General features: G+C 63.2%; 14 protein-coding genes. 9 read left to right on the forward strand and 5 right to left on the reverse strand.

Going from position 1 to position 22,317, the window contains the following annotated elements:
• The first annotated feature begins 75 nt into the window (after window positions 1-75).
• The 4 genes from bamC (at window position 76) to HMPREF3036_RS05380 (ending at window position 3,105) form a co-directional block, all read left to right on the forward strand.
• A complete protein-coding gene (bamC, locus tag HMPREF3036_RS05365; protein ID WP_062332229.1) occupies window positions 76-1,233 on the forward strand; it encodes an outer membrane protein assembly factor BamC in 1,158 nt (385 codons plus the stop codon).
• 129 nt (window positions 1,234-1,362) lie between these two features.
• On the forward strand, window positions 1,363-2,067 hold the full coding sequence (locus HMPREF3036_RS05370) for a DUF805 domain-containing protein (protein WP_062332231.1): 705 nt from the start codon (window positions 1,363-1,365) through the stop codon (window positions 2,065-2,067).
• Between the two features lie 11 nt (window positions 2,068-2,078).
• A complete protein-coding gene (locus HMPREF3036_RS05375) occupies window positions 2,079-2,474 on the forward strand; it encodes a DUF805 domain-containing protein (RefSeq protein WP_005435768.1) in 396 nt (131 codons plus the stop codon).
• Between the two features lie 4 nt (window positions 2,475-2,478).
• The gene (locus tag HMPREF3036_RS05380) at window positions 2,479-3,105 is read left to right on the forward strand and encodes an FKBP-type peptidyl-prolyl cis-trans isomerase (RefSeq protein ID WP_062332233.1); all 627 of its coding nucleotides are present in this window, start codon (window positions 2,479-2,481) and stop codon (window positions 3,103-3,105) included.
• Between the two features lie 84 nt (window positions 3,106-3,189).
• Here the strand turns inward: HMPREF3036_RS05380 and gluQRS are convergent, their stop codons facing one another.
• Window positions 3,190-4,053, reverse strand: coding sequence for a tRNA glutamyl-Q(34) synthetase GluQRS (gene gluQRS / locus HMPREF3036_RS05385; RefSeq protein ID WP_062332235.1), 864 nt, complete (start codon window positions 4,051-4,053; stop codon window positions 3,190-3,192).
• A gap of 114 nt (window positions 4,054-4,167) precedes the next feature.
• The gene (locus HMPREF3036_RS05390) at window positions 4,168-7,665 is read right to left on the reverse strand and encodes an Rne/Rng family ribonuclease (RefSeq protein WP_062332238.1); all 3,498 of its coding nucleotides are present in this window, start codon (window positions 7,663-7,665) and stop codon (window positions 4,168-4,170) included.
• Between the two features lie 1,209 nt (window positions 7,666-8,874).
• Here HMPREF3036_RS05390 and HMPREF3036_RS05395 point away from each other — a divergent pair.
• Together HMPREF3036_RS05395 and HMPREF3036_RS05400 are read left to right on the forward strand one after the other, a co-directional pair.
• The gene (locus tag HMPREF3036_RS05395; RefSeq protein ID WP_231853577.1) at window positions 8,875-9,840 is read left to right on the forward strand and encodes an RluA family pseudouridine synthase; all 966 of its coding nucleotides are present in this window, start codon (window positions 8,875-8,877) and stop codon (window positions 9,838-9,840) included.
• A 1-nt stretch (window position 9,841) separates the two neighbouring features.
• Window positions 9,842-10,534 (forward strand): HAD family hydrolase, encoded by a 693-nt coding sequence (locus HMPREF3036_RS05400; RefSeq protein WP_062332257.1) that lies wholly within the window; start codon window positions 9,842-9,844, stop codon window positions 10,532-10,534.
• Between the two features lie 87 nt (window positions 10,535-10,621).
• Here the strand turns inward: HMPREF3036_RS05400 and HMPREF3036_RS05405 are convergent, their stop codons facing one another.
• The 3 genes from HMPREF3036_RS05405 to HMPREF3036_RS05415 all read right to left on the reverse strand — a co-directional run bounded on the left by HMPREF3036_RS05405 (window position 10,622) and on the right by HMPREF3036_RS05415 (window position 16,892).
• Window positions 10,622-13,999 (reverse strand): AAA family ATPase, encoded by a 3,378-nt coding sequence (locus HMPREF3036_RS05405; RefSeq protein WP_062332260.1) that lies wholly within the window; start codon window positions 13,997-13,999, stop codon window positions 10,622-10,624.
• Window positions 13,996-15,300, reverse strand: coding sequence for an exonuclease SbcCD subunit D (locus tag HMPREF3036_RS05410; RefSeq protein ID WP_062332263.1), 1,305 nt, complete (start codon window positions 15,298-15,300; stop codon window positions 13,996-13,998). Before HMPREF3036_RS05410 ends, HMPREF3036_RS05405 begins: the two co-directional genes overlap by 4 nt.
• An 80-nt stretch (window positions 15,301-15,380) precedes the next feature.
• Window positions 15,381-16,892 carry an FAD-dependent oxidoreductase gene (locus tag HMPREF3036_RS05415; RefSeq protein WP_062332266.1) on the reverse strand — a complete coding sequence of 504 codons (1,512 nt, stop codon included), beginning with the start codon at window positions 16,890-16,892 and terminating at the stop codon, window positions 15,381-15,383.
• A gap of 496 nt (window positions 16,893-17,388) precedes the next feature.
• Between HMPREF3036_RS05415 and HMPREF3036_RS05420 the strand changes: the two genes are divergently transcribed.
• From HMPREF3036_RS05420 to HMPREF3036_RS05430, 3 genes are read left to right on the forward strand one after another with little or no spacing between them, the layout of a single operon-like run.
• Window positions 17,389-20,496 carry a molybdopterin-dependent oxidoreductase gene (locus HMPREF3036_RS05420; protein ID WP_062332269.1) on the forward strand — a complete coding sequence of 1,036 codons (3,108 nt, stop codon included), beginning with the start codon at window positions 17,389-17,391 and terminating at the stop codon, window positions 20,494-20,496.
• 23 nt (window positions 20,497-20,519) lie between these two features.
• Window positions 20,520-21,416, forward strand: a complete 897-nt coding sequence (locus tag HMPREF3036_RS05425; RefSeq protein WP_005435797.1) for a 4Fe-4S dicluster domain-containing protein — start codon at window positions 20,520-20,522, stop codon at window positions 21,414-21,416.
• 13 nt (window positions 21,417-21,429) lie between these two features.
• Window positions 21,430-22,155 (forward strand): cytochrome b/b6 domain-containing protein, encoded by a 726-nt coding sequence (locus HMPREF3036_RS05430; RefSeq protein WP_005435800.1) that lies wholly within the window; start codon window positions 21,430-21,432, stop codon window positions 22,153-22,155.
• Window positions 22,156-22,317 lie beyond the last annotated feature (162 nt).

A 22,317-nucleotide genomic window follows, 5' to 3' on the forward strand; every position in this document is an offset into this window, starting at 1 on the left:
ATTCCGGACGGGGCCTTCCCGGCCTGTGTTCGACGCACGGTTCCGCATTGGTTTCTCTAGCAAAGGATTACCCCGATGAATAAGCGTACGCTGCGTGCCGCCGCTCTCTGTCCTGCTCTGCTGGTCCTTGGCGGCTGCTCGGCTCTCGGCATCAACTTTACGGACGACAAGGTCCAGTACGAAGCCTCCAATACGCGTGCCAATCTCGAAGTGCCGCCTGATCTTGCGCCTGTCGCCAATGAAAACCGCTTCGAGGTGCCGTCCCGTCCGGGCGTCGTCAGTGCCAACACCGAGATGGCAAGGGCTCAGGTCGCAGGCGAAGCCACTCAGGAGCGCGGCTCCATCGTGCAGCGCACGGTCGTTGCCAAGCTCATGCGCGACGGCAACGAGCGCTGGCTTCGCGTCAACGCCGACGCCGAGCCGCTCTGGACCGTCGTCACAGACTTCTGGCCGAGCGTCGGCCTCACGATTCGTCGTCAGGACGCCAAGACCGGCTACCTTGAGACCGAATGGGCCGAAAACAAGGCCAAGCTCCCGCAGGACATCATCCGCGGCACGATCGGCAAGGTGCTCGACTTCGCCTACTCCACGGGCGAACGCGATCAGTACCGTTGCCGCATCGAGCGCAATGACGACGGCACGAGTGACATCTTCCTGACGCATCGTTCGATGGTTGAGGTCGTCACTGGCTCTCAGAGCGACTCCACGGTCTGGCAGCCCGGTCCCTCCGATCCGACGATGGAGGCCGAAATGCTCCAGCGTCTGGCCATCCGCATCGACGAGGAGTTCAATCCCGATGCCCAACCGATCAAGAAGGCCGATGCGGCCGTTGTTGAGGACATCACCAAGCGCGAGTCCCGCAGCGATGTCGTGAAGGCTGCCGACGGCACGCTTGAGGCAGTCGTCCTCAAGGAACCGTTTGACCGCGCCTGGCGCACCACGGGGCTCCTCATCGACCGCATGGGCTTTGAGCTTGTCGACCGCGACCGTGCCGCCGGCAACTTCATCGTCCGCTACCTTGACCCCGCCTATGAAGCCAAGGTCAAGTCCGAACGCGGTTTCTTCAAGCGTGTCTTCGGTTCCGACGAGGCCATTGAGGCGCCCGAATACCGCATCCATCTGGGCGATGAAGGCTCCGTGACACGCATTCAGGTGCTCGGTGCCGATGGTGGCGCCGATACGACCGGTTCCGCCGGAAGCATCCTGACGCTTCTCGCCGAGCAGCTCCGCTGACCGCCGAAAGGCGCATCCGGCCTGCGGCTTGCCGCAGGTGCGTTCAAAGCCTCGGATCCGGACTCTCTCGTAGAGGTCCTCCGGGGCTTTTCAAGTTTTGGACCGCTTGCCTTCAGGGATTGATGAACGATGAGTGTGGCCGTCAATGAGATCCTCTCTCTGTCCTTCAAGGGACGTGCGAGCCGCGGTGCCTACTGGCGCACGCTTGCGGCGCTGGCCGTGCTTGCTACGGCAGGCGGACTGGCGCTCGACTCGCTTTCGGGCCTTGCGGGCGGAGGCGCCGCGCAGAAGGGACTCGATCTTCTCATATGGGGGTGGCTCCTCTTTCTGGCCGCCTTTCTGGTGTCGGCCGTCGTGCGCCGGCTGCACGACATCAGCTATGGGGCCGTTGCGGCGGTATTTCTGATCGTGCCAGGCCTTCAGATCATCGTGCTCGTCATCCTCGGTCTGATGCCGGGCAAGAAGGGGCTCAACCGCTTCGGTCCGGATCCGCTTGCCGTGATGACGGTGAGGGATGCCGCGCCCGTGCGTCGAACCGAACGGAGCGACACCGTCAGGTGTCCTGCGCGCGAAGTGCGCGAGACGCTTGAGGGCGAGGTCGTGGAGCCGGGGCCCGATCTGGAGGGCACGATCATTCGCGAACGCATGAGTGCCGAGGCCGAAGACTGGGCCTCCGATCTCATCGCAGGAGCGAAGGCGCGCATCGAAGCTTCGCCTGAAAGCCGTGAGGGTGAGGTTGCCGCCGTCAGGGCGGGGCTTGTTGCCGCGCGCAACGAGGGGCGTCTCACCCAGTCTGCGTTCGTGCGATGGGTGCAGATCCTCGAGGGGCTCTGAGGCGGGGCATCATGCGCTGGAGCAGGCTCGCCATGGGATTCTGCCCGCAGTTCCGAAGCGGGAGGAGGCTTTACGCCCAGGAGACGACGGGCGCGCTTCTGGCGGGGCTTTTTCTCTGGCTCATGATCAATCCGATAGCCGACGCCGAGTTCATCAGCGACGAGATGCTGACTTGGATCGGCCGCTTCGTCTATCCTCTCCTCATCAATCTCATTCTTATCTTCATGACCGTGTCCGCGGCGCGCAGGCTGCACGATGCCGGTCATTCGGGGGCCTGGGCACTGTTCGTGATGTGTCCGGGCGCAAATATTTTTCTGATGCTGTACCTGCTGCTGCGCCCCGGCGTCTCACGGCCAACGGGTTGGAGACGTCTGGAAGAGGCGGCTGCCGAGTGCGGCTGGGAGTGAAAACATGGCGCTTGCCGTCAAGAAAGACATGCTCGTAACCCTGTCCGTTCGCATGGCGGACATGTCCGGAAAGATTCTTGAGGAATCGGGCCCCGAGGGGCTCACCTATCTGCACGGGCACGGCGACATCTTCCCGAAGCTCGAGGCTGCGCTTGAGGGCCGCTTTCCCGGCGAAGGCTTCTTCATCAAGCTTGAGCCCGAGGATGCCTTCGGGGAATACGATCCCGATTCGCTCGTCATGGTGCCGGTTGAACGTCTGGGCAACCCCGAGACCGTGGTCCGTGGTCTTGTCTTCGAGGGCGTGCCCGGCGAGGCCAATGACGGCCGACGCTGGCACGTGACCGACATTGCCGATGGCATGGCGGTGCTCGAAACCAATCATCCGCTCGCAGGCATGGCGCTTCAGTTCGAGGTGAAGGTGACGGAAGTCGCCGAACCTTCCGACGAGGATGCCGTGGGCGACGACAATGTCGTCGTGCCGGGCTTCCTGTCTATCGCAGACCGCATCGTGAGCGAGGATGAAGAGGACGAAAGCGACGAGACGATGGACCGTATGCTTGAGGAGCATGCGCACCCGGACGACTCGGCCATGGCCCGCATGGCTTCGGCGGCGCCGCGCATCATCCGCTGATCGTCACCACGATTTCCTTTCAAAAGGCGGTTGCTCTTCTTGAGAGCGCCGCCTTTTGTCGCATCTGCGCCTTCTTCGGAGGCATTACGGGACGGCGTGCCTCGACTTCCAGAGGGGGAGCGCCGCATCCCAGAAGGCATGAATCGAGTCTGCACCAAGTCTGTCGAATCCGAGGTGCATCCATGCACGCTCGAGTTCGCCGAGTGGATCGTCTTCATCAAGGGGCGTTGCTCCCTGCTGCTTAGAGAGCTTCTGTCCCTCGGGGTTGAGTACCAAGGGCAGATGCATGTAGCGGGGAGCTTGGGCACCGAGCGCCTCGATGAGCTGGATCTGACGAGGCGTGTTGTCGAGCAGGTCGGCGCCGCGCACCACGTCGGTGACGCCCTGATGTATGTCGTCGACGATGGCGGCGAGCTGATAGGCCCAGAGGCCGTCTGCACGCTTGAGCACGAAGTCGCCGACTTCGTGCTCAACGTCCTGCGTGAAGTCGCCGCAGAGGCGGTCTGTGAAGGTGGTGGTTCCTGAAGTCGTCAGAAAACGCATGGCGCGCACGGGGCGACCGTGCGTTCCCAAGCGGCATGTGCCGGGATAGACGCCGGCGGAAAGACCAAGCTCGGCGGCCCGAAGGGCAACTTCCTTGCGGGAGCAGGCGCAGCCGTATACGCGCCCTTGGGCGATCAGGCGATCGAGGGCCGCCTGATATGCTTCGTGTCTGTCGTGCTGCCAGAGAACGGGCTCGTCCGATGCAAGGCCGAGCCTTGCGAGGGTGCGGATGATGTGTTCGCCTGCGCCCGGAATGTCCCTGGGCGGGTCGATGTCCTCGATGCGAACGAGCCAGACGCCGTCGTGGGCGCGCGCATCGAGAAAGCTCGCCATGGCAGCGACAAGACTGCCTGCATGAAGGGCGCCTGTGGGAGAGGGGGCAAAACGGCCTCGGTAGGACGACATGGTGCGGGAGACAGAGGTGAAGATGAAGATGATTGTAGAAGAAAAAGGGCGCCGCACGCCTTGAAGCGTTCGGCGCCCTTGGGGGCTCTGACCGGGGTCAGTCATCAGGGCTCATCAGGCCTCGCGGGTGTGAACCTGCACGAGCGGCTCTTCGTTGAGAGCAGCAGGAGCCTGATAGGGACGACCGGGATAGCGCACGGCCTCGTAGACGACGGGGCGGCAGAGCTCGGGACGGGTATGAACCTGTTCGAGCGGGCCCTCGGTCTCGCCTTCAGCCTTGACGGGCATCGGGCGGCCGCTGTAGCGGACGACGTCGTAGCCCTTGAAGGTCACGAGCTCGGGCTTGGTGTGCACCTGCTCGAGGCCAGCGCGGGCGAGGTTGGCTTCGAGGCCCTCGGCCACGTCGCCCATGAGCGGCGCGTGCACGACGGCTTCGGTCCCGACAGCGGGAGCGGCTTCGACGACGGGTGCGGCTTCAACAGCGGATTCTGCAGCGGCTTCGACAGCCTCAGCCTTGAGTTCGACAGCTTCAGCCTGAACCTGAACCTTTCCCGCCTCTTCCTCCTTGGTCTCAAGGGCCTTGGCGGTGACGGCGATCTTCCCGAGCGGATCGGGCTCGGCGACGATGCCGGCGACGGCTTCGGCGATCGGCTTCAGGTGGGTCTTCACTGTTTCGTCCGGCTTGACCTTGCTGCGACGGGAGCGGCGCGGACGGCGGTCGGACTTCTCGAAGCTTTCCGTAATGAGCTGGGCCACGTCGGCCATGTGCTCGGGGCTCTTCAGCAGGTCGGCTTCCGTCTTGGGGGCTTCAGCCTCGGCAGATCGGGTTTCGATCTGCACGAGCGGCTCTTCGGCGGCTTCAACGGCCTGATGAACGGGCTTGCGGCCGCGCGGCTGGGCCTCGACGTAGTCGGAGGGCTCGGCCTTGGCCGTCGTCTCGACCTGAACGAGTTCAGAGGCGCCGACGTCCATGCCTGCGAAGAGATCCTCTGCGGGCTTGAGGTCTTCGGCGGGCCGGGACTCGACCTGAGCTTCAGGCTTGGCCTGCGCCTGTTCCTCGGCCTTCACTTCGTCAGGAGCCTCGACGGCAGCTTCGGGAGCGGCATCGGCGGTCGTTTCGGCGGCGCCTTCGGCAGTCTCGCCTGCGGCCTTGCCGCTGCGACGACGGCGGCGCGGACGACGGCGGCGGGTTTCGCCCTGAGCTTCGTCGACGGCTTCCTCGCCTTCGGGACGAACGGCTTCAGCTTCGTCGGCCTTCGGTTCCTTGGTCACCGCTTCGGCGGGCATCTCGACAACGGGGGCGGCCTTGACTTCGGTCTTGACCTCTTCCTTCACCTCGGGAGCGACTTCAGCCTGAGCGGCGGGGGCGACCTCCTGGGCTTCGGAGACAATGGTCTGAAGGGCTTCGGGCTGTGCGGCCTGAGCTTCGGCTTCGGCAGGACGACGGCGGCGGGAGCGGCGGCGCTGGGTGCGTTCGCCCTCGGCCTTTTCGACGGATTCGTCACGGGCGTCCTGAGCCTGCGGGGCGGCCTCGGCGACCGGACGGCGGGCGGGACGCTCGCGGCGCTTCTTCTCTTCGATGCGCTCTTCGGGCTTTTCAGTCTTGTCGGCCTTTTCCTCGGTGCGTTCCGTGCGGCGGGTGCGGGAGGAGGCGTCACGACGGGAGTCGCGGCGGCCACCGCGGCGACGGCGGTCTTCGCGGCCGGCGTCCTTGGACTTTTCCTTGCCTTCGGTCTTGTTTTCCTCGACCTTCTTTTCCTCTTCCTTCTTTTCATCCTTGCTGCCGAAGAGGAAGCTCATGATGCGAGAGAAGAGGCCCTTTTCCTGCGTGACGGGCTGGAGCTGGGCGGACTTGCCGGCCTCGGCCTTGGCTTCCTCGGCCTTTTGCGGATGCACGGGAGCGGGATCGCGCGGGAGTACGTTCTTGATGACGGGAACCTGCTTCGGACGCTGGGGCTTGTCCTCCTGGCTCTTCAGGGCGTACGGATCGTCGGCAACCTGGGCGACGTCCTCGGCGCGGTTGAAACTCGGCGTCGTGTCTTCGAGGCGCTCGTCGTCCTGACGCAGGCGCTCGATGTGGTAGTGCGGCGTCTCGAGCTTGGTGTTCGGGATGAGCACGATGGGCACGCGGTGGCGTGCCTCAAGCTTCGTGATGTCGTTGCGCTTCTCGTTGAGGAGGAAGGTGGCGACGTCGACGGGAACCTGCGCGTGCACGGCGCCCGTGCCTTCCTTCATGGCCTCTTCCTGAAGGATGCGCAGGACCTGCAGGGCGCAGCTTTCCGTGTCGCGGATCACGCCGACGCCGTTGCAGCGCGGGCAGGTGACGTGGCTGCCTTCGGAAAGGGCAGGACGCAGGCGTTGGCGGGAGAGCTCCATCAGGCCGAAGCGGCTGATCTTGGCCATTTGGACGCGGGCGCGGTCGTACTTGAGGGCGTCCTTGAGACGCTGCTCGACGGCGCGCTGGTTCTTCGTGTCGGCCATGTCGATAAAGTCGATCACGATGAGGCCGCCAAGGTCGCGCAGGCGCATCTGGCGGGCCACTTCGTCGGCAGCCTCGCAGTTGGTGCGGAAGGCCGTCTCCTCGATGTCGGCGCCGCGCGTGGCGCGTGCGGAGTTGACGTCGACGGCGACGAGGGCTTCCGTATGGTCGATCACGATCGCGCCGCCGGAGGGCAGCGGGACCGTGCGGGAGTAGGCCGTTTCGATCTGGTGTTCGATCTGGAAGCGCGTGAAGAGCGGAATGTCCTCACGGTAGCGCTTGACGCGGCCGACCATGTCGGGCATGACGTGCGACATGAACTGGCGGGCCTGTTCATAGATCTCGTCCGTGTCGACGAGCACTTCGCCGATGTCGGGCTGGAAGTAGTCGCGGATGGCGCGCACGACGAGGTTGGATTCCTCAACAATCAGGAAGGGCGGCGGATTGGCGCGGCGAAGCGGGCGGCCTTCGACGACGCTCGTCTTGACGAGCTGCGTGGTGCGGCGGCCGTTTTCCTCGCGCACGAGCTCATACTGCGGCGCAGCGGCTTCGGAGATGGCCTCCCAGAGCTTGAGGAGGTAGTTGAGGTCCCACTGGAGCTCTTCGGTCGTACGGCCGATGCCGGCCGTGCGGGCGATGGTGGACATGCCGCCAGGCAGGTCGAGCTTTTCCATGGCCTCGCGCAGTTCCTGACGTTCCTCGCCTTCAATGCGGCGGGAGACGCCGCCACCGCGCGGATTGTTCGGCATGAGGACGAGATAGCGGCCGGCAAGGCTGATGAAGGTCGTGAGGGCGGCGCCCTTGTTGCCGCGCTCTTCCTTTTCGACCTGAACGATCAGTTCCTGACCTTCCGTGATGGCTTCGCGGATGGAGGCCGAACGGACGTCGACGCCTTCCTTGAAGTAGGCGCGGGAGATTTCCTTGAAGGGAAGGAAGCCGTGGCGCTCTTCGCCGTAGTTGACGAAGCAGGCTTCGAGGCTGGGCTCGATGCGGGTCACGACGCCCTTGTAGATGTTGGACTTGCGGGCTTCGCGGCCCACGGTCTCGATGTCGATGTCGATGAGCTTCTGTCCATCGACGATGCCGACGCGGGTTTCTTCCGCGTGCGTGGCATTGAAAAGCATGCGCTTCATGGCATTGCACTCCGGCCGCCACTGACGCGGGCGGACTTTGGCGTGCCTTGAAGTGAAATGGCGCCTGTCCCTGCATTCGCTGCGGGCAACGGCAAGCGCGCCTCAGCCGCATCGAAGGACGCAGGCCCGTCATGCCGGACCTCGTTGAGGTCGGCACGGGTGGCGTCTTCCGCGCGTTTCGGCGCCGACGGCACGCGTGCTCCCATGGTGCGTGTGACGCACCTTTTGGAGCCCTGCGGCCGGCCATCCTGGTTGCTGTCGGGTGCGTCAACGGCGCTGTGTCTGCCCCGATCGGGGCAACTGGGGAGAGTCTTCACGAGCGGACGCGGGAGCGTTCGAACGGGCTCAATCCCTCACAGCATTCCGAGCCTTCTCCATCGTGCGGAGCACGAGGAAAAGCCCGCCGGTGCATACGCTGATAAGCGCGGCCGGAGCATTTTTCAGACCCGTCGGAGGCTTCGGGCGCAGATGACTCTACGCGGCGCGCTCAACACCCGAAGGGAAGACGGGGGAGCTGCGCCAGTGCGTGCTGCGCGGCGGGAAAGAGGGACCTCCCTCGAATTTCCCGGTCCGGGGTCCGCTCAGGCCGGGCTGACAGCCCGGAGCGGCAGACAAGTGAATTTCAGCTTCAAAGGCAACGGCATCGGGGATTGTCGCCCTGATGCCGCCTGCATCCCTCTCTCGGCAGGAGCCGTCGCAGGCGCGGGCTGCTCGGCCGGCGGACCGGTCGCGATGCTTCTCCGCTCGTCTCGCTTCGGTTCCGGACACGACCGCCGCAAAGGGGGCGGACAAGCGCTCAAGCTGGCCTCACGGCTTTGCCGGGGCTGCGAGCCTAATGTCGGGGAGCCGTTTCGAGAACGGTGCGGCGCATCGCGGAGGTCCTGTCGGACGGCGCGGACGCCTTGGCGAGGGCTCGGTACGCCGGGTACCGGGACGCCTGTTGAACAAAATGGGTTTTAGCCCGACGCTTCGCCAGTGGGGCGGCGGACACAAAAATCGATGAAAACGTGAGAGAATGCGCGTCATGACGCGGCTTCGGGCCGCATCAATGCCTGACGGGGCGCTTTCAAGCCTCGTCACGTCTGAAACCTGACCGCCTGAAGCCGTCGAGCGGACGGTGGTTCAAACGATCATAGCCGACAAGTATAAACGATGAGTGGAGAAAACAAAGCGGAAATTTCCATCCTGCCTTCGTCCGGGATCACGTCTTTGCGTACTGACGGCGTCAACTGGATTGCGGTCGGCCCGGATGCGGACGGCCAGCGTGTCGACAACTATCTTGCACGCGTTGCCAAGGGCGTGCCCAAAAGCCACATCTACCGCATCATCAGGGCTGGTGAGGTGCGCGTCAACAAGGCGCGCGTCAAGGCGGAGACGAAGCTCGTCGAGGGCGACCTGCTGCGCGTGCCTCCGATCAGGATTTCTCAGAAGCCCGCAGGCAGGCCTGCGGCCGTGCCCCTTGCTGAAGGGACGGTTCCCGTCCTGTACGAGGACAGACATCTTCTCATCGTCAACAAGCCTTCGGGCATTGCCGCCCACGGCGGCTCGGGCATTTCGCACGGTCTCATCGAGCGCCTGCGCGCCTCGCGTCCCGACGAACCCTTTCTTGAGCTTGCCCACAGGCTCGACCGCGAGACCTCCGGCGCCATCATCGTCTGTCGAAGCCGCAAGGCACTCGTGCGCCTTCACGACATGATGAAGGAGAGCGGCGGCATTGAGAAGCACTACCGCCTGCTCGTCAAGGGCGACTGGGTCAACGACCGCCAGCACGTGAAGCTTCCGCTCGTGCGCTATCTGTTGCCCTCGGGCGAGCGTCGCGTGCGCGTCGATCAGGTCGAGGGAGTTCCCGCCCACACGATCTTCACGCTTCTGAAGCGCTACGGCTCCGTCAGCTATCTTGATGCGGAGCTCAAGACGGGGCGCACGCACCAGATTCGCGTCCATGCGCTCTCCCAGGGCTTCCCGCTCGTGGGTGACGACAAGTACGGGGACTTCGACTTCAACAGGGAGGTGTCGCGAGGCCTGCTCGGTGCGCCTCTCAAGCGCATGTTTCTGCACGCCGCCCGCCTGCGCTTCACGCATCCCGTGACGGGCGAGCAGCTCGACATTCAGGCGCCGATGCCTGAGGACTGTGCTGCGCTTCTAAAGGTTCTTGATAAGAAGGGAGGCCGCTGACATGACGGGCTTTGCACCCAAGTACGATCTTTTTGTCTTTGACTGGGACGGCACCGTCATGGACACGACGGCTCTCATCGCGAAGGGCATCCAGCATGCCGCGCGCGAAATGGGCTATCCCGTGCCGTCCTTTCAGGACGCCTGTGGCGTGATCGGCCTCGACTGGCGAGGCGCCATCCTCAAGGTCGTGCCTGACTGTCCCGAGTCCGAGCACCTGAGGTTCGGTGAAATCTACCGCGCGTGGTACATCCCGCACGAGGCGGACGTGATCCTCTTCCCCGGCATGCGCGAGTTGATCGTTGGACTTCATGCAAGAGGCCTCAGGACGGCGGTTGCAACGGGCAAGAGTCGTGAAGGCCTTCGGCGCGTATTCGAGCGTACGGGATTGGAAGGCTTCTTCATGACGACGCAGACGGCGTCCGAATGTCTTCCCAAGCCCAATGCCGAGATGCTCGAGAAGATCGGCATTGAGCTTGATGTTCCTGCCGAACGAACGGTCATGATCGGCGATACGACCCACGACGTGATCATGGCGCACCGCTACGGCTGCGATGCTGCGGCCATGACTTACGGCGCATCGACGCTTCAGGACCTCATCGCCTCGAAGCCTGCCGTGCTTTGCCCTGACGTCAGGGCGCTTGCCGAATACTTGGGAGTGTCCGAGTTGGTGAAGGACGTTGACTTTACACGCTGAGTGTTTTCTCACCTGACTTGAAGAAGCCCTGCGGGGGTGATCCTGCAGGGCTTCGCTTTCTTTTGAGCTTGTTGTGGAACTGTACAGCTATTCTGCGTCAATTTTCGTGACTCCAGGTCCTGACAGCGTGCTTCTGCCGCTTCCGGGACGCTTCGTCACGACGATCTGCGCATCAATGCGTTCACGAATGCTCTTGACATGGGAGATGATGCCGATGAGCTTGCCGCTCGACTTCTGGAGCGTCTCGAGGGCGTAAAGCGCTTTGTTGAGCGTGTCCTCGTCGAGAGTGCCGAAGCCTTCGTCGAGGAACAGTGTGTCGACCCTCAGATTTCGGCCGCCCATGCGTGAGAGCCCGAGGGCAAGCGCCAGACTCACCATGAAGCTTTCGCCACCGGAGAGGTTCTGGGAGGTGCGCACCTGACTTCCCATCTCGTGGTCGATGACGTCGAGAGAAAGTCCCGAGGGCCCGCCCGTCCTGAGCTGGTAGCGGGGCGACATGGTCTTCATGGCCTCGTTGGCGAGCTTGAGGAGGATGCGGAACGTGATCTTCTGGGCGGCCGCCCTGAACTTCTTGCCGTCATGGCTGCCGAGCAGCATGTTGAGCTGCTCCCACTGACCGGCAAGTTCACGAAGCCGTTCGATTTCCCTGCGTGCGTCGTCGGCTTCAAGTCTACGACGGTCATCCTCGGCCATCGACTTTTTCGCTGCGCTCAGTTCATCCCTGCCTGCAAGGAGCTTGGTGGCGGCATTCGCCGCCTTGGGCGCAAGCGCTTCGGCCGTCTCTGTTGTCAGAGACTTGGCGGATTCTTCCTTCACCTGTCTATCAAGCTGCGCGACCTCGCCGGAAAGACGCACGCGCTCTTCGACGAGCTTTTGCATTTGCGTTCTGCAAGCTCTGATCGTCTCAGCCGGCAGAGCGGCGCCTCTGGCTTCGTCGATCGTTTCAAAATCTGCATCCTCAAGTGCCTTGGCAAGAGCAGTGCGCTTCTCTGTGATCTGGGCGTCCAGATCCGCCGAGGTTTTTCTGAGCGTTTCGGCACGGGCAGTGCCTTCCCTTTCGTTTGCCTGCGCCTTTGAGAGAGCGTCTTGCGCGACGTGCAGGCGGGCGCGGGCCTCGTTGAGGGCCCGATCGTGAGCGGTGAGCTCTGCTTCGGGATTGCGTTCTCCGAAGGCTTCCGCTCTCAGAGCGACAGCGTCGGTGCATGCCTTCTTCGCTGCGCCGCACGCTGCCTCCGCGGTGTTCTTCGCTTGTGTTGCCCTGGCGGCATCGGACTGACAAACGGCAAGCGTACGGTCGGCGCGGGTGAGTGCGTCGGCAGCCTGGCTTGCCTGAGCTTCGAGCTTCCTTCGGTTTGCAACGCGGGCTTCGAGCGCGGTGCAGAGCGCGGGGAGATCGAGTTCGGCGTCGCTGTCAGGAAGCTGTGAGCGAAGTTCCTGAGCATGCGTCTTTTCAGCCTCCAAAGCCTTGGAGGCGGCGTCACGGTTCTCGCGGGTATGCCTGAGCTCTCCCTCAAGTTTTTCGAGAAGAGCCTGCGCCTTCCGGAACCTTTCTGCGGATAGGCTTTTGTTTTCCAGCGCCTCGCGCTCCTTGAGCTCTGCGGCACGGCAGGCGCGCTCGCCTTCTGCAAGATCGCTCGTCCACTTGTCCAGTGCGTTTCGTTCTTCACTGAGAGACTTGAGGTGCGTGTTGTCAGGTGTCGACAGCACGGTGCAAAGTCCCGGATGGCGCTTCTCGATGGCATCAAGGCGCTCTTCGAGACGGTGCAGAAGCCCCTGCATTTCGGGAGCACCCGAGGCCTCCCACCAGATGGGGTCGGCCGATGCGGCCATGCGTGCCGTGCTAGCCTCAATCGTGGCCTTCTGCTGAAGGAGCGTCTCGACGTGGCGTGCGAGTGCCATCTCTTCGGTCAGAGTCTTCATGCGAAGCAGTGTGGCTTCGTAGGAGCTCTTTGCCTGCATGGCGGCAAGGGTCTTGCGAGCCTGTTCCAGAGTGGTCTGACACGCGGCATGGGCTTCGACGGCGGCCTTCACCTCTGCTTCGAATGACGCCGTCTTGACGCGGCCGAGCTCAAGACGTCCCACGAGGGTGTCGGCATTCTGCTCCTCCTGCCGCAGGCGGGTGGAGAGCGCTTCAATCGCAGCGGCAGACTGCTTCAGAAGCGCAAGCGGAGTCTCGAGCTGTGCATCGGCAGAAGTGGTGGTCATGCGTTCCTGCAGGCGGGCGGACTCATCGGCGGCCTTCATTTGTCGGGCGGCTGCTGTTTCGAGGTCCGCGCATGCGGTCTTCTCAGCCTCGAAGGCTGCTTCGGCAGTCTTTTGTGCGGTTGACGCCTGATGAGAGAGTCGTCTGATGCCTTCGTCAGCCTCGAGCATGCGGCGGTATTCGGGCATGAAGCCGTCTCTGGTGGCTGCGGCTCCTCGCTCCGCCGTCGCGGCGGTCTTCAGGGTAGCTTCCAGATCAGGGAGGGCAGTGCGTACCGCTTCAAGCTGAGATTCCGCTTCGGCCAGTTCGGACTTGTTGCGTGTGAACAGAACCTCGGTCTTGAGAAGCTCTTCATGGCGCTCGACAGGCTTTGCGGCCTGCTCGGCGCGTTCGGCCTTCCTGAGCTCGGGCTCGAAGGCAGCCTCGGCCGCCTTTGCGGCGGCTTCGACCCCGACGCGGTCTGCAAGGTCGCAGGTCAGTCTGTCGAGTCCCCTGCGCCAGCGCAGTGCTTCGTCCAGCTCTTTCGAGGCTTTTTCCATGGCGGGCACCTTGAGCGAGAGCTCGGTCACCGTTTGTTCCAGCGCCCGACGATCCTCGTCGGAGAGAATCTGCATGCCCTCGAGTCTGGCGACGGCCATGTCAAGACTGTCGCGGGCGCTTCGGTTTTTCTCGAAGATCTTCATGCTGACGGCCGAATAAAGATCCGTCCCCGTGATCTTTTCGAGGAGATTTGCACGCTCGTCGTCGGCAGCCTTGAGGAAGTTGGAGAAGGCGCCCTGCGCAAGCAGCACCGAGCGGGTGAAGATCGGGAAGGACATGCGCGTGATGCGCTGGATCTCGCTTTCCCACAGGCGCTTCTGACTGGCGATGACGCGTCCCGTCCTGTCTTCGGGGCTTGCGAAGGCCACAAGCTCGACTTCGTCTTCGGAAAGCCTGCCCGTACGCTTCGTGCGCCGGCTCCATCGCGACAGGTACGCGCGGCCGTCCGCCTCGAATCGAACGGCGGCGCTGGCCGCGCCTTCCCCCTTCGTCATGACGGGGCAGGCGTCGGGTCCCTCGAACTTGACGTGTGTGTCCGTCATGCGGGGCGTCGTGGCATAAAGCGCGAGCGAGACGGCGTCGAGAATCGTCGACTTGCCGCTGCCCGTCGGGCCGATGATGGCAAAAAGCGGACTGCGCCTGAAGTCGGCGTTCGTGAAGTCGATCTCCCAGGTGCCCGCAAGTGAGTTGATGTTCGTGAACCGGAGTTGCAGGAGCCTCATGCCGGAACCTCCTCGGCGGTGTTCTTCTCTTGGTTGGGTGTGTCGGCGCTTTCGATGGCGGGGCGCGTCTCGATGCGCACCTCCTCGACCGCTTCGTCGAGAAGCGGCATGAGCTTGCGATAGGCGTCGTCTGCGCCTTCGCGCGTTTCAAAGCGCTCCTCAAGAAAGGACTTGAAGACGGATTCGGGCGTCAGGTCGTCGAGGGACGGCGCATTGAGCTCGTCCTCTTCGTATTTGCGTGCGGCCTGCTGGTTGCGTACGGCGGTGACGATGACGCCGTGCGCCTCGCCCCAGGCGGTGAGTTCGCCCGCAAGGTCGGGCACGCATTCGTCCGACGTGAGCGTCGCTTCGACGAAGGGCTTTTCATGTGTTGCGCCGGCCTCGGCAATGTCTGCGCGAAGCTCCTCGAACGTGCCGCTGACACGAACGAATTCACGGGGCTGCCTGACGGGAAGTTCCTCGAAGGTCATGCCGCCCGTTTCATCGAAGGTGAGCTCGACGATGTGATGGCGGTACGGGATGTGCGAGTAGGAAAGCGAGACGGGAGAGCCGCTGTAGCGCATGGGAATCTGTGCCTTGACCGTCTGGCTGTTGTGAATGTGTCCGAGGGCGACGTAGTCCCAGTCCGTGCCGAAGGCGTCGGCCGTGACGTTGCGAAGAGAGCCCACGTAGGCACTCTCGTTCGGTGTCGTCGGGTCGTCGTCGGGTCGCAGGCGCGATCCCGTCACGAACAGGTGCCCCATGGCGATTCGGGGTACTCGTGCGCCGTCGAGCGCCTCGTCCAGAAAGCCGTTAACGGTATCGTAGTGCTTCCTGACGCCCGACTCGAATCTGGCGGCCCTCGTGGCGTCCGTGTCGTCGATTGAGCCGCCTCTTACGTCGCCCTCGCGCAGGAAGGGAACGGCCGCGACGGCAAGGAGGGGCTCGCCCGCATCGTCTCGGAGAACGAACGCCTGACTTTCGGGCGACTCGCCCGCGACAAAGCAGTTCATCGTTTCGAGAAGTGCCCTGGGGGCTTCGAGAAAGCGCTGTGAGTCGTGGTTGCCCGCCGTGATGACGGTGGCCATGACCGACGTGCCCGAGAGGGCGCGGATCATGTCGTAATAGAGGCGCTGGGCACTGTTTGCGGGCATGGACGTGTCGAAGATGTCGCCCGCTAGAAGAATGACATCGGGCCTGCGCTTCTCGACGAGTTCGAGAAAGTCGCGGATGAAGACCCGGAAGTCGTCCGTGCGGTCGATCGTTCCGAGTCCCTTGCCGATGTGCCAGTCGGCCGAGTGAAAGATGCGAAGCTTTGGCAAAGGAAGGGCCTCCGTGGGTTCTGTGGAACCATTATGACGGAAGCCGCGTCAGGTTGCGTCGTCTAGCGACGGAGTGGTCCTCAGCCGCCCGTTCCAGTCGCAGGCTTCGTCTTCGCGCGCAGCTTTGCCCAGTCTGCGGCTTCGGTGCCCGCGATGCGGCCGTAGACGATGGCTGCGGTAAGACCTGCGCCCTCAAGGCGTCTGGCGCCGAGGACGCCGCCCGTCACTTCGCCCGCTGCATAGAGCCCGGCAATGGGGCCCTTGTCGCTCAGGACGCGGGCGCGCGGGTCGATCTTGAGGCCGCCGAGTGTCGTGTGAATGCCGGGGCGCACGCTCACGGCGTAGAGCGGGGAGCTGTCGAGGCGGCTCAGGAGCTGGGGACGGCCGAAGTCCGTGTCCTCCTGACGGTCGACCATGCTACGGTAGCGCACGAGGGTTTCGTGGAACTTTTCGGGAGGCACGCGGATGCCTCGGGCGAGTTCAAGGTCGGACGTGCCGCGAATGAAGTAGCCCGAGCGGGCGTAGCTCTTGAGAACTGGCATGTCGTCGATCATCGCCTGATCGAAGATGAGCCAGGCGCGGCCGCTGTTCTTGTCGCGGATCTGCTCCGCCAGTTTTTCGGAAAGCTCGTCGGCGAAGCGTTCGCCCTTGTCGTTGACGAGGATCGCGCCGTTGACGCGCACCTGATGAGGCAGGATGAGACCGGAAAAAGGAAGCGTGGTCGGATGAACCGTCACGGCGTGCATGTCGACTGTTCGGGCCCCCATGTTCTCGGCAAGAAGGATGCCGTCGCCCGTGGCGGCGGGGGAGTTGGTGGACTGAAGGCCCTGCGTGTGGCGTGCGAAACGGGAGACCATCGCCTCGTTTGCGCTGAAGCCGCCCGTTGCGATGACCACGGCGGGCGCATCAATCCTGTACTCCCTGCCCTTCGTGTTGAGGACGACGACGCCGTTGACGCGGCCCTCGGCGTCGGTTGTGATTCTCTTGACGGCGGTGCGGGTGCGGATGGGCACACCGTGGGATTCGATCCCGTGCAGAAGGGCGTTGATGATTTCGGGCCCGATGAGGCCGCGCTTGGGCTGGATGCCGCGCTTGGAAACCGTGCCGTCCTCATTGAGGTTGCAGGCCGTCTGAAGGCTGTCGTCGCGGGTGATGCAGAGGGGCTCGAGTTCGGCGCCGTAGCTGCGAAGCCATTCAACGGCTTCGCCCGAGCCGGAGACGATGCGTGTGAGAAGGGCCTGATCGGTCGTGCGGCCGCCCTTGCGGATCATGTCGCTCTCGAGCAGCTCGAGCTCGCGGGGTTCGCCCTTCGGGACGCCGAGCATGAAGCCCGTGGCAAGAACGGTGTTGCCTCCAATGAAGGGCATCTTCTCGACGACGATTACCTTCGCGCCCGCTTCGGCTGCGGAGAGCGCCGACGTGAGACCTGAGCCGCCCGCACCGATCACGACCACGTCGCAGTGCGCGTCGGCGGCAAGGGCCGATGTGGCTGCCGCTGCAAGGCCGATGCCGGCGGCAATGCCCGCCGCGCCGCGAAGGCAGCGCGAAAGAAATTTGCCGAGGGTCTGATGACCGTGTCCGCTGTTGAGCATGGTGTGGTTTCGAGCTGAAGACAGTCTTTGAAGGTTGGGCGTCGTTCGCCCTTTGCAGGTCTCGGGTAAACCCGTAGGCAAAAGAATAGCAAAAAAAAGAGAAGGGCGCAGTGGCGTTTTCCGCAAACGCTTCGGGCAGGCGGACTTGAAAACCTGAGAATACCGTGAATGCGGTATGCCGGCCATGTGATCTTTGGACAACTCGCTATTTTCATTGTGAATAGCGGGGCTCTCCTGCAGAAATGAGTTTCCCGTTGAAGACCCTTCGTCAGAAGTACCTCTCAGGTGGTAGGTGTATTAAAGCTAAGGGAGGGGGCTTTTGGTTGAAAACTACTGCGAGAGTAGGGTTGTCATGAATTCGACATGAGGGCAGACTCTCTGTGTCGACGGAGTCCCCCTCTGTCATGACGAAAATCACCGCCGCGATGCGCCGCCCCTGATTCGGTGCATCGCTCATGCGACGGCAAGAACAACAACTTTCCAAGAAGGATCCCCCATGGAAGTATCTCGCAGAAGTTTTCTCAAGCGTGGTTTGCTTCTCGGCGGCGGTGCTGCGTCCGGTCTTGCCGGCGCGGCTGCCCATGCGGCCGGCGGCTCCAAGAAGCCCTACAAGCTCACCAGCGTGAATGAAACGACGAACATCTGCTGCTACTGCTCAGGCGGCTGCGGCACGATCTGCTCGACGCGAAACGGCGAACTCATCAATCTTGAAGGCGACCCGGATCATCCGGTCAACCTTGGTGGCCTGTGCCCGAAGGGCGCCGCCATGTGGGGCCTTCGCAACATCGTGACGAAGGATCGCCGCGCCCAGCTTCATCCGGACCGCGTGCTCTATCCGATGGTTCGCCGTCCGGGCAGCAAGACCTGGGAGCGTCTTTCCTGGGATCAGGCCGCTCTTGAAATTGCCAGGCACGTCAAGAAGACTCGCGACGCCACCTTCGTCGAGAAGGAAGGCGACGTGACGGTCAATCGCTGCGACGGCATCGCCAGCCTAGGCGCCGCCCAGCTTAACAACGAGGAAGGCTGGCTCGTGCAGAAGTTCGCGCGCAGCCTCGGCGTCCTCGCCATCGACAACCAGACCCGCGTCTGTCACTCTTCGACCGTTTCCGGTCTTGCGCCGTCGTTCGGCCGCGGCTCCATGACGAGCCACTGGTGCGACTTCGCCAACTCCGACGTCATCATGTCGATCGGTTCGAACAACGTCGAAAACCATCCGCTCTCCTCCCGCTGGGTCGAGCGCGCCCAAGACAAGGGCGCCACGTGGATCGTGGTCGATCCGCGCTACTCCCGTTCGGCCGCCCGCGCCGACATCTACGCCCGCATCCGTCCGGGCTCCGACCTTGCCTTCTACGGCGGCCTGATCAACTACATCCTGCAGAACGACCTTTTCCAGAAGGAATACGTCCTGCACTACACGAACGCCGCCTGCCTGCTGCGTCCCGACTTCAAGTTCGACGTCGATCACGGCCTCTTTTCCGGCTGGGATCCGGAAACGAAGCGCTACGACAATGAAACCTGGGGCTACGACGTCGATCACAAGGCCGTCTGGGACACTTCCGAAGGCTCCGCCTTCGCCTGGGTCAACCGTCCGGGCACGCCGAAGTTCAAGACGCCTGACCTCAAGGTCCTCAAGCGCGACATGACCCTTCAGGATCCGAACTGCGTCCTCAACGTCATGAAGCGTCACTATGCCCGCTACACGCCCGAGCTCGTCACGCGCGTCACCGGCATGGATCCCGACGTCATGAAGAAGGTCTGGGAGGTCTTCGCCTCCACCGGCCGTCCCGACAAGGCGGGCTCCATCCTCTACGCCCTCGGTCAGACGCAGCACACCTACGGCTCCCAGAACTGCCGCGCCATGTGCGTCATCCAGCTTCTGCTCGGCAACATCGGCATAGCGGGCGGCGGCATCAACGCCCTTCGCGGCGAACCGAACGTTCAGGGTTCGACCGACGTCGGCGCAAGCTCGCATCAGGCTCCCGCCTATCTCTCCTGGCCGACCGGCAAGGCTCACCCGAAGCTCGCCGACTATCTTTCGAAGGAAACGTACGCCGCGGGCTACTATGCCAACAAGCCGAAGTTCTGGATCTCCCAGCTTCGCGAATGGTTCGGCGCCAACGCCACGGTCGAGAACGACTACTGCTACGACCTGCTGCCGAAGATCAGCCCGAAGCTCGACTACGGCGACTACTCCACGATCATGTCGTTCAACGACATGCGCGACAACAAGATCAAGGGCTACTTCTGCTGGGGCATGAATCCGATGCATTCCACCCCGAACGGCAAGCACGCCCGCCACTCGATGGCCAACCTCGACTGGCTCGTCGTCGCCGACTGGTTCCAGACGGAGACCTCGACCTTCTGGGAAGCTCCGGACATGAAGCCCGAGGACGTCAAGACCGAGGTCTACTTCCTTCCCGCCGCGCTCATCTATGAAAAAATCGGCTCCATCAACAACTCCGGTCGGTGGATCCAGTGGCGTGAAAAGGCCATCGAGCCGCCGGGAGAATGCCGTTCCGACTTCGAGATGATGATGCTTCTCTGGAAGAACATCGTCGAGCTCTACAAGAAGGAAGGCGGCGCCTGCCCGGATCAGATCCTGAAGACGAACTTCGACTACACGATCGACGGCAAGCCCGATCTGCGCGCCCTCTGCTGGGCCCTCAACGGCTACACGGTCGGCGACGGCAAGCTCCTCAAGGGCTACGGCCAGCTTCAGGCTGACGGCACGACCGCTTGCGGCATGTGGATCTTCTCGGGCTACTACAACAACGAGTCCCAGAAGCTCGACCCGATGAAGCAGCCGATGACAAACCGCTCGAAGGAAGACCCGACCGGTCTCGGTCTCTTCCCCGGCTGGTCCTTCGCCTGGCCCGCCAACCGCCGCATCCTCTACAACCGCTGCTCCGCCGACCCGAAGGGCAAGCCCTGGGATCCGAAGCGCGTGCTCGTCGAATGGGACGGCAAGAAGTGGCTCCAGAACGACGTGGGCGACTTCGTCACGGCCAAGGCCCCCGACGACAACGCCTTCTTCATGACCTGGGAGCAGAACGCCCGTCTCTTCGCCTACTCGATGGCCGACGGTCCGCTGCCCGAGCACTTCGAACCGCATGAGGCTCCGGTGAAGAACCTCCTCAACGGTGCAGGCGGCAACCCGTGCGCTCGCTTCACGGAGGACCCGTCGGTCCGCCGCGGCAGCATCAAGGACTACCCGTACGTGGTCACGACCTACTCCGTCGTCGAGCACTGGCAGTCCGGCACGCAGACCCGCAACATCCCGTGGCTCAACGAACTCATCCCGAGCAACTTCATCGAGCTTTCCGAAGAGCTTGCGAAGGAAAAGGGCATTCGTCCGGGCGACAAGGTCCGAGTCTGGAACAACCGAGGCTCCGTCGTGGTCGACGCCATGATCACCATCCGCATGAAGCCGATGATGATCGACGGCAAGCTCACGCACGTGGTCGGCATGCCGCACCACTTCTCCTGGGCGACGAAGCTCGCCACCGGCGACAACGTGAACGACCTCACTCCCAACGTCGGTGACCCGAACTCGTACATTCCGGAATACAAGGCGTTCCTTGTCAACCTTGAGAAGGCAGCCTGACGGCGTGCCAATGGAGATGAATGATGGCAAACACTAAAGAAGTCGCCATGCTGTTCGACTCTTCGCACTGCACCGGCTGCAAGGGCTGCCAGGTTGCGTGCAAGCAGTGGAACATGCTTCCCTCGAAGCTCGGCCTCAACGAGAACAAGTTCTCGGGCACGTATCAGAACCCGCCTGACCTCAACGGCGACACGCGTCTCGTGATGACGTTCGACGAGAAGGAGTCCGGCAACAAGTACCAGCCGATCAACTTCGCAATCGGCCGCCGCTCGTGCTACCACTGCACGGACGCCGCCTGCGTTGCGATCTGCTCGTCCGGCGCCCTCTACAAGAAGGAGAACGGCGTCGTCGCGTACGACACGGACAAGTGCAACGGCTGCACGTACTGCCAGTCCGCCTGCCCGTTCGACGTGCCCCGCTTCCGTCCGATGGACGGCTGCGTGGACAAGTGCACGCTCTGCATCGACCGTCTCGAAGAGGGCGGCATCCCGGCCTGCGTCAAGACCTGCCAGCCTGAGGCGCTCAAGTTCGGCCCGCGCGACGAAATGATCGCGCTCGGTCAGAAGCGAGTCGAGTTCCTCAAGAAGAAGGGCTTTGACAAGGCCGAGCTCTACGGCGTCAACGAGATGGGCGGTCTGCACGTGCTGCAGGTCTGCCAGTTCGGTCACGAAGCCTATGGCCTCCCGACCGATCCCAAGCCCAACAAGATGATCGGCATGATGAACGCCATGCGCACGGTGACCGGTGTCGGCACCGCTGCGGTGCTCGCCGGCCTCGCCGTTTCCTTCGTCGCCGCCACCGGCTACCGCCGCGAAAAGGTGACCGTCGAGGAAGCCAAGAAGCACTGGACGCCTGAACAGCGCGCCACCGCCGATCGTGAAGTCAAGGAGCTTCTTGAAAAAGAAGCCTCCGGCAAGTAATAGGAGACTCAGAATGACCAGATACATTCAGCGTCACTCTCTGCTCACCCGCGTGACTCACGGCGTTGCCGCCGTCGCCTGCATCCTGCTCGCGGTCACCGGCGTGTTCGTGTTCGTTCCGAGCCTCGGCGGCGGCATTATGGGCGGTGAGTTCACCCAGACCATGCGCATGCTCCATCGCGTCCTCGCGGTTCCGTTCATCCTCGTTCCGCTCTTCGCCGTGCTGAAGTCGCCCGCCGGCTTCGTGCACCTCTTCAAGGAGGACATCTTCGGCAAGTGGGACAAGGACGACGTGACCTGGGCCATGAAATTCCCGTTCTATCTGTTTGCGCCGGGCAAGGTTCACATGCCCCCGCAGCACCACGTGAAGTCCGCCCAGCGTCTCGCCGACGGCGCCCTGCTGTTCTTCTGCATCATGCTCGCGCTCTCGGGCATCGTGCTCTGGCTCAACACGGGTTTCCCGACCGGCTCCGGCCTCAAGGTCGACTTCGCCCCTGAAACGCTGCTTCTTGCACACCTCGTGCATGACGTGTTCTTCTTCCTCACCGTCTTTGTCGGCATCGCCCACATCTATCTCGGCGCCGGCATCTTCCAGCCGTATCGCGGCACCGCCCGCATCATGTTCGGCGACGGCAAGGTGAGCGAGTCCGACGCGGTCTACCACTGGGGCTACTGGGCGAATGAGGAAATCGCCCTTGGCAAGAACGTGACCGTTGAAAAGGACGGCAAGGAAAAGTAAGGGGAAGCTTTTCCGAACTCTCCGAAAGAGCCGCCGGTGCTTCTGCGACGCCGACGACCCCCGGACGGGCCCCGCAGGGGGCTCGTCCGGAAAGAGGCCTCTAGAGACTTGGAGACCTCTTTCCGGACGCCCGAAGCGGCGCCGAATCCACAATCAGAAAAC

The organism is Sutterella sp. KLE1602 (genome assembly GCF_001578585.1).
Classification (GTDB): Bacteria; Pseudomonadota; Gammaproteobacteria; order Burkholderiales; family Burkholderiaceae_F; genus Sutterella; species Sutterella wadsworthensis_A.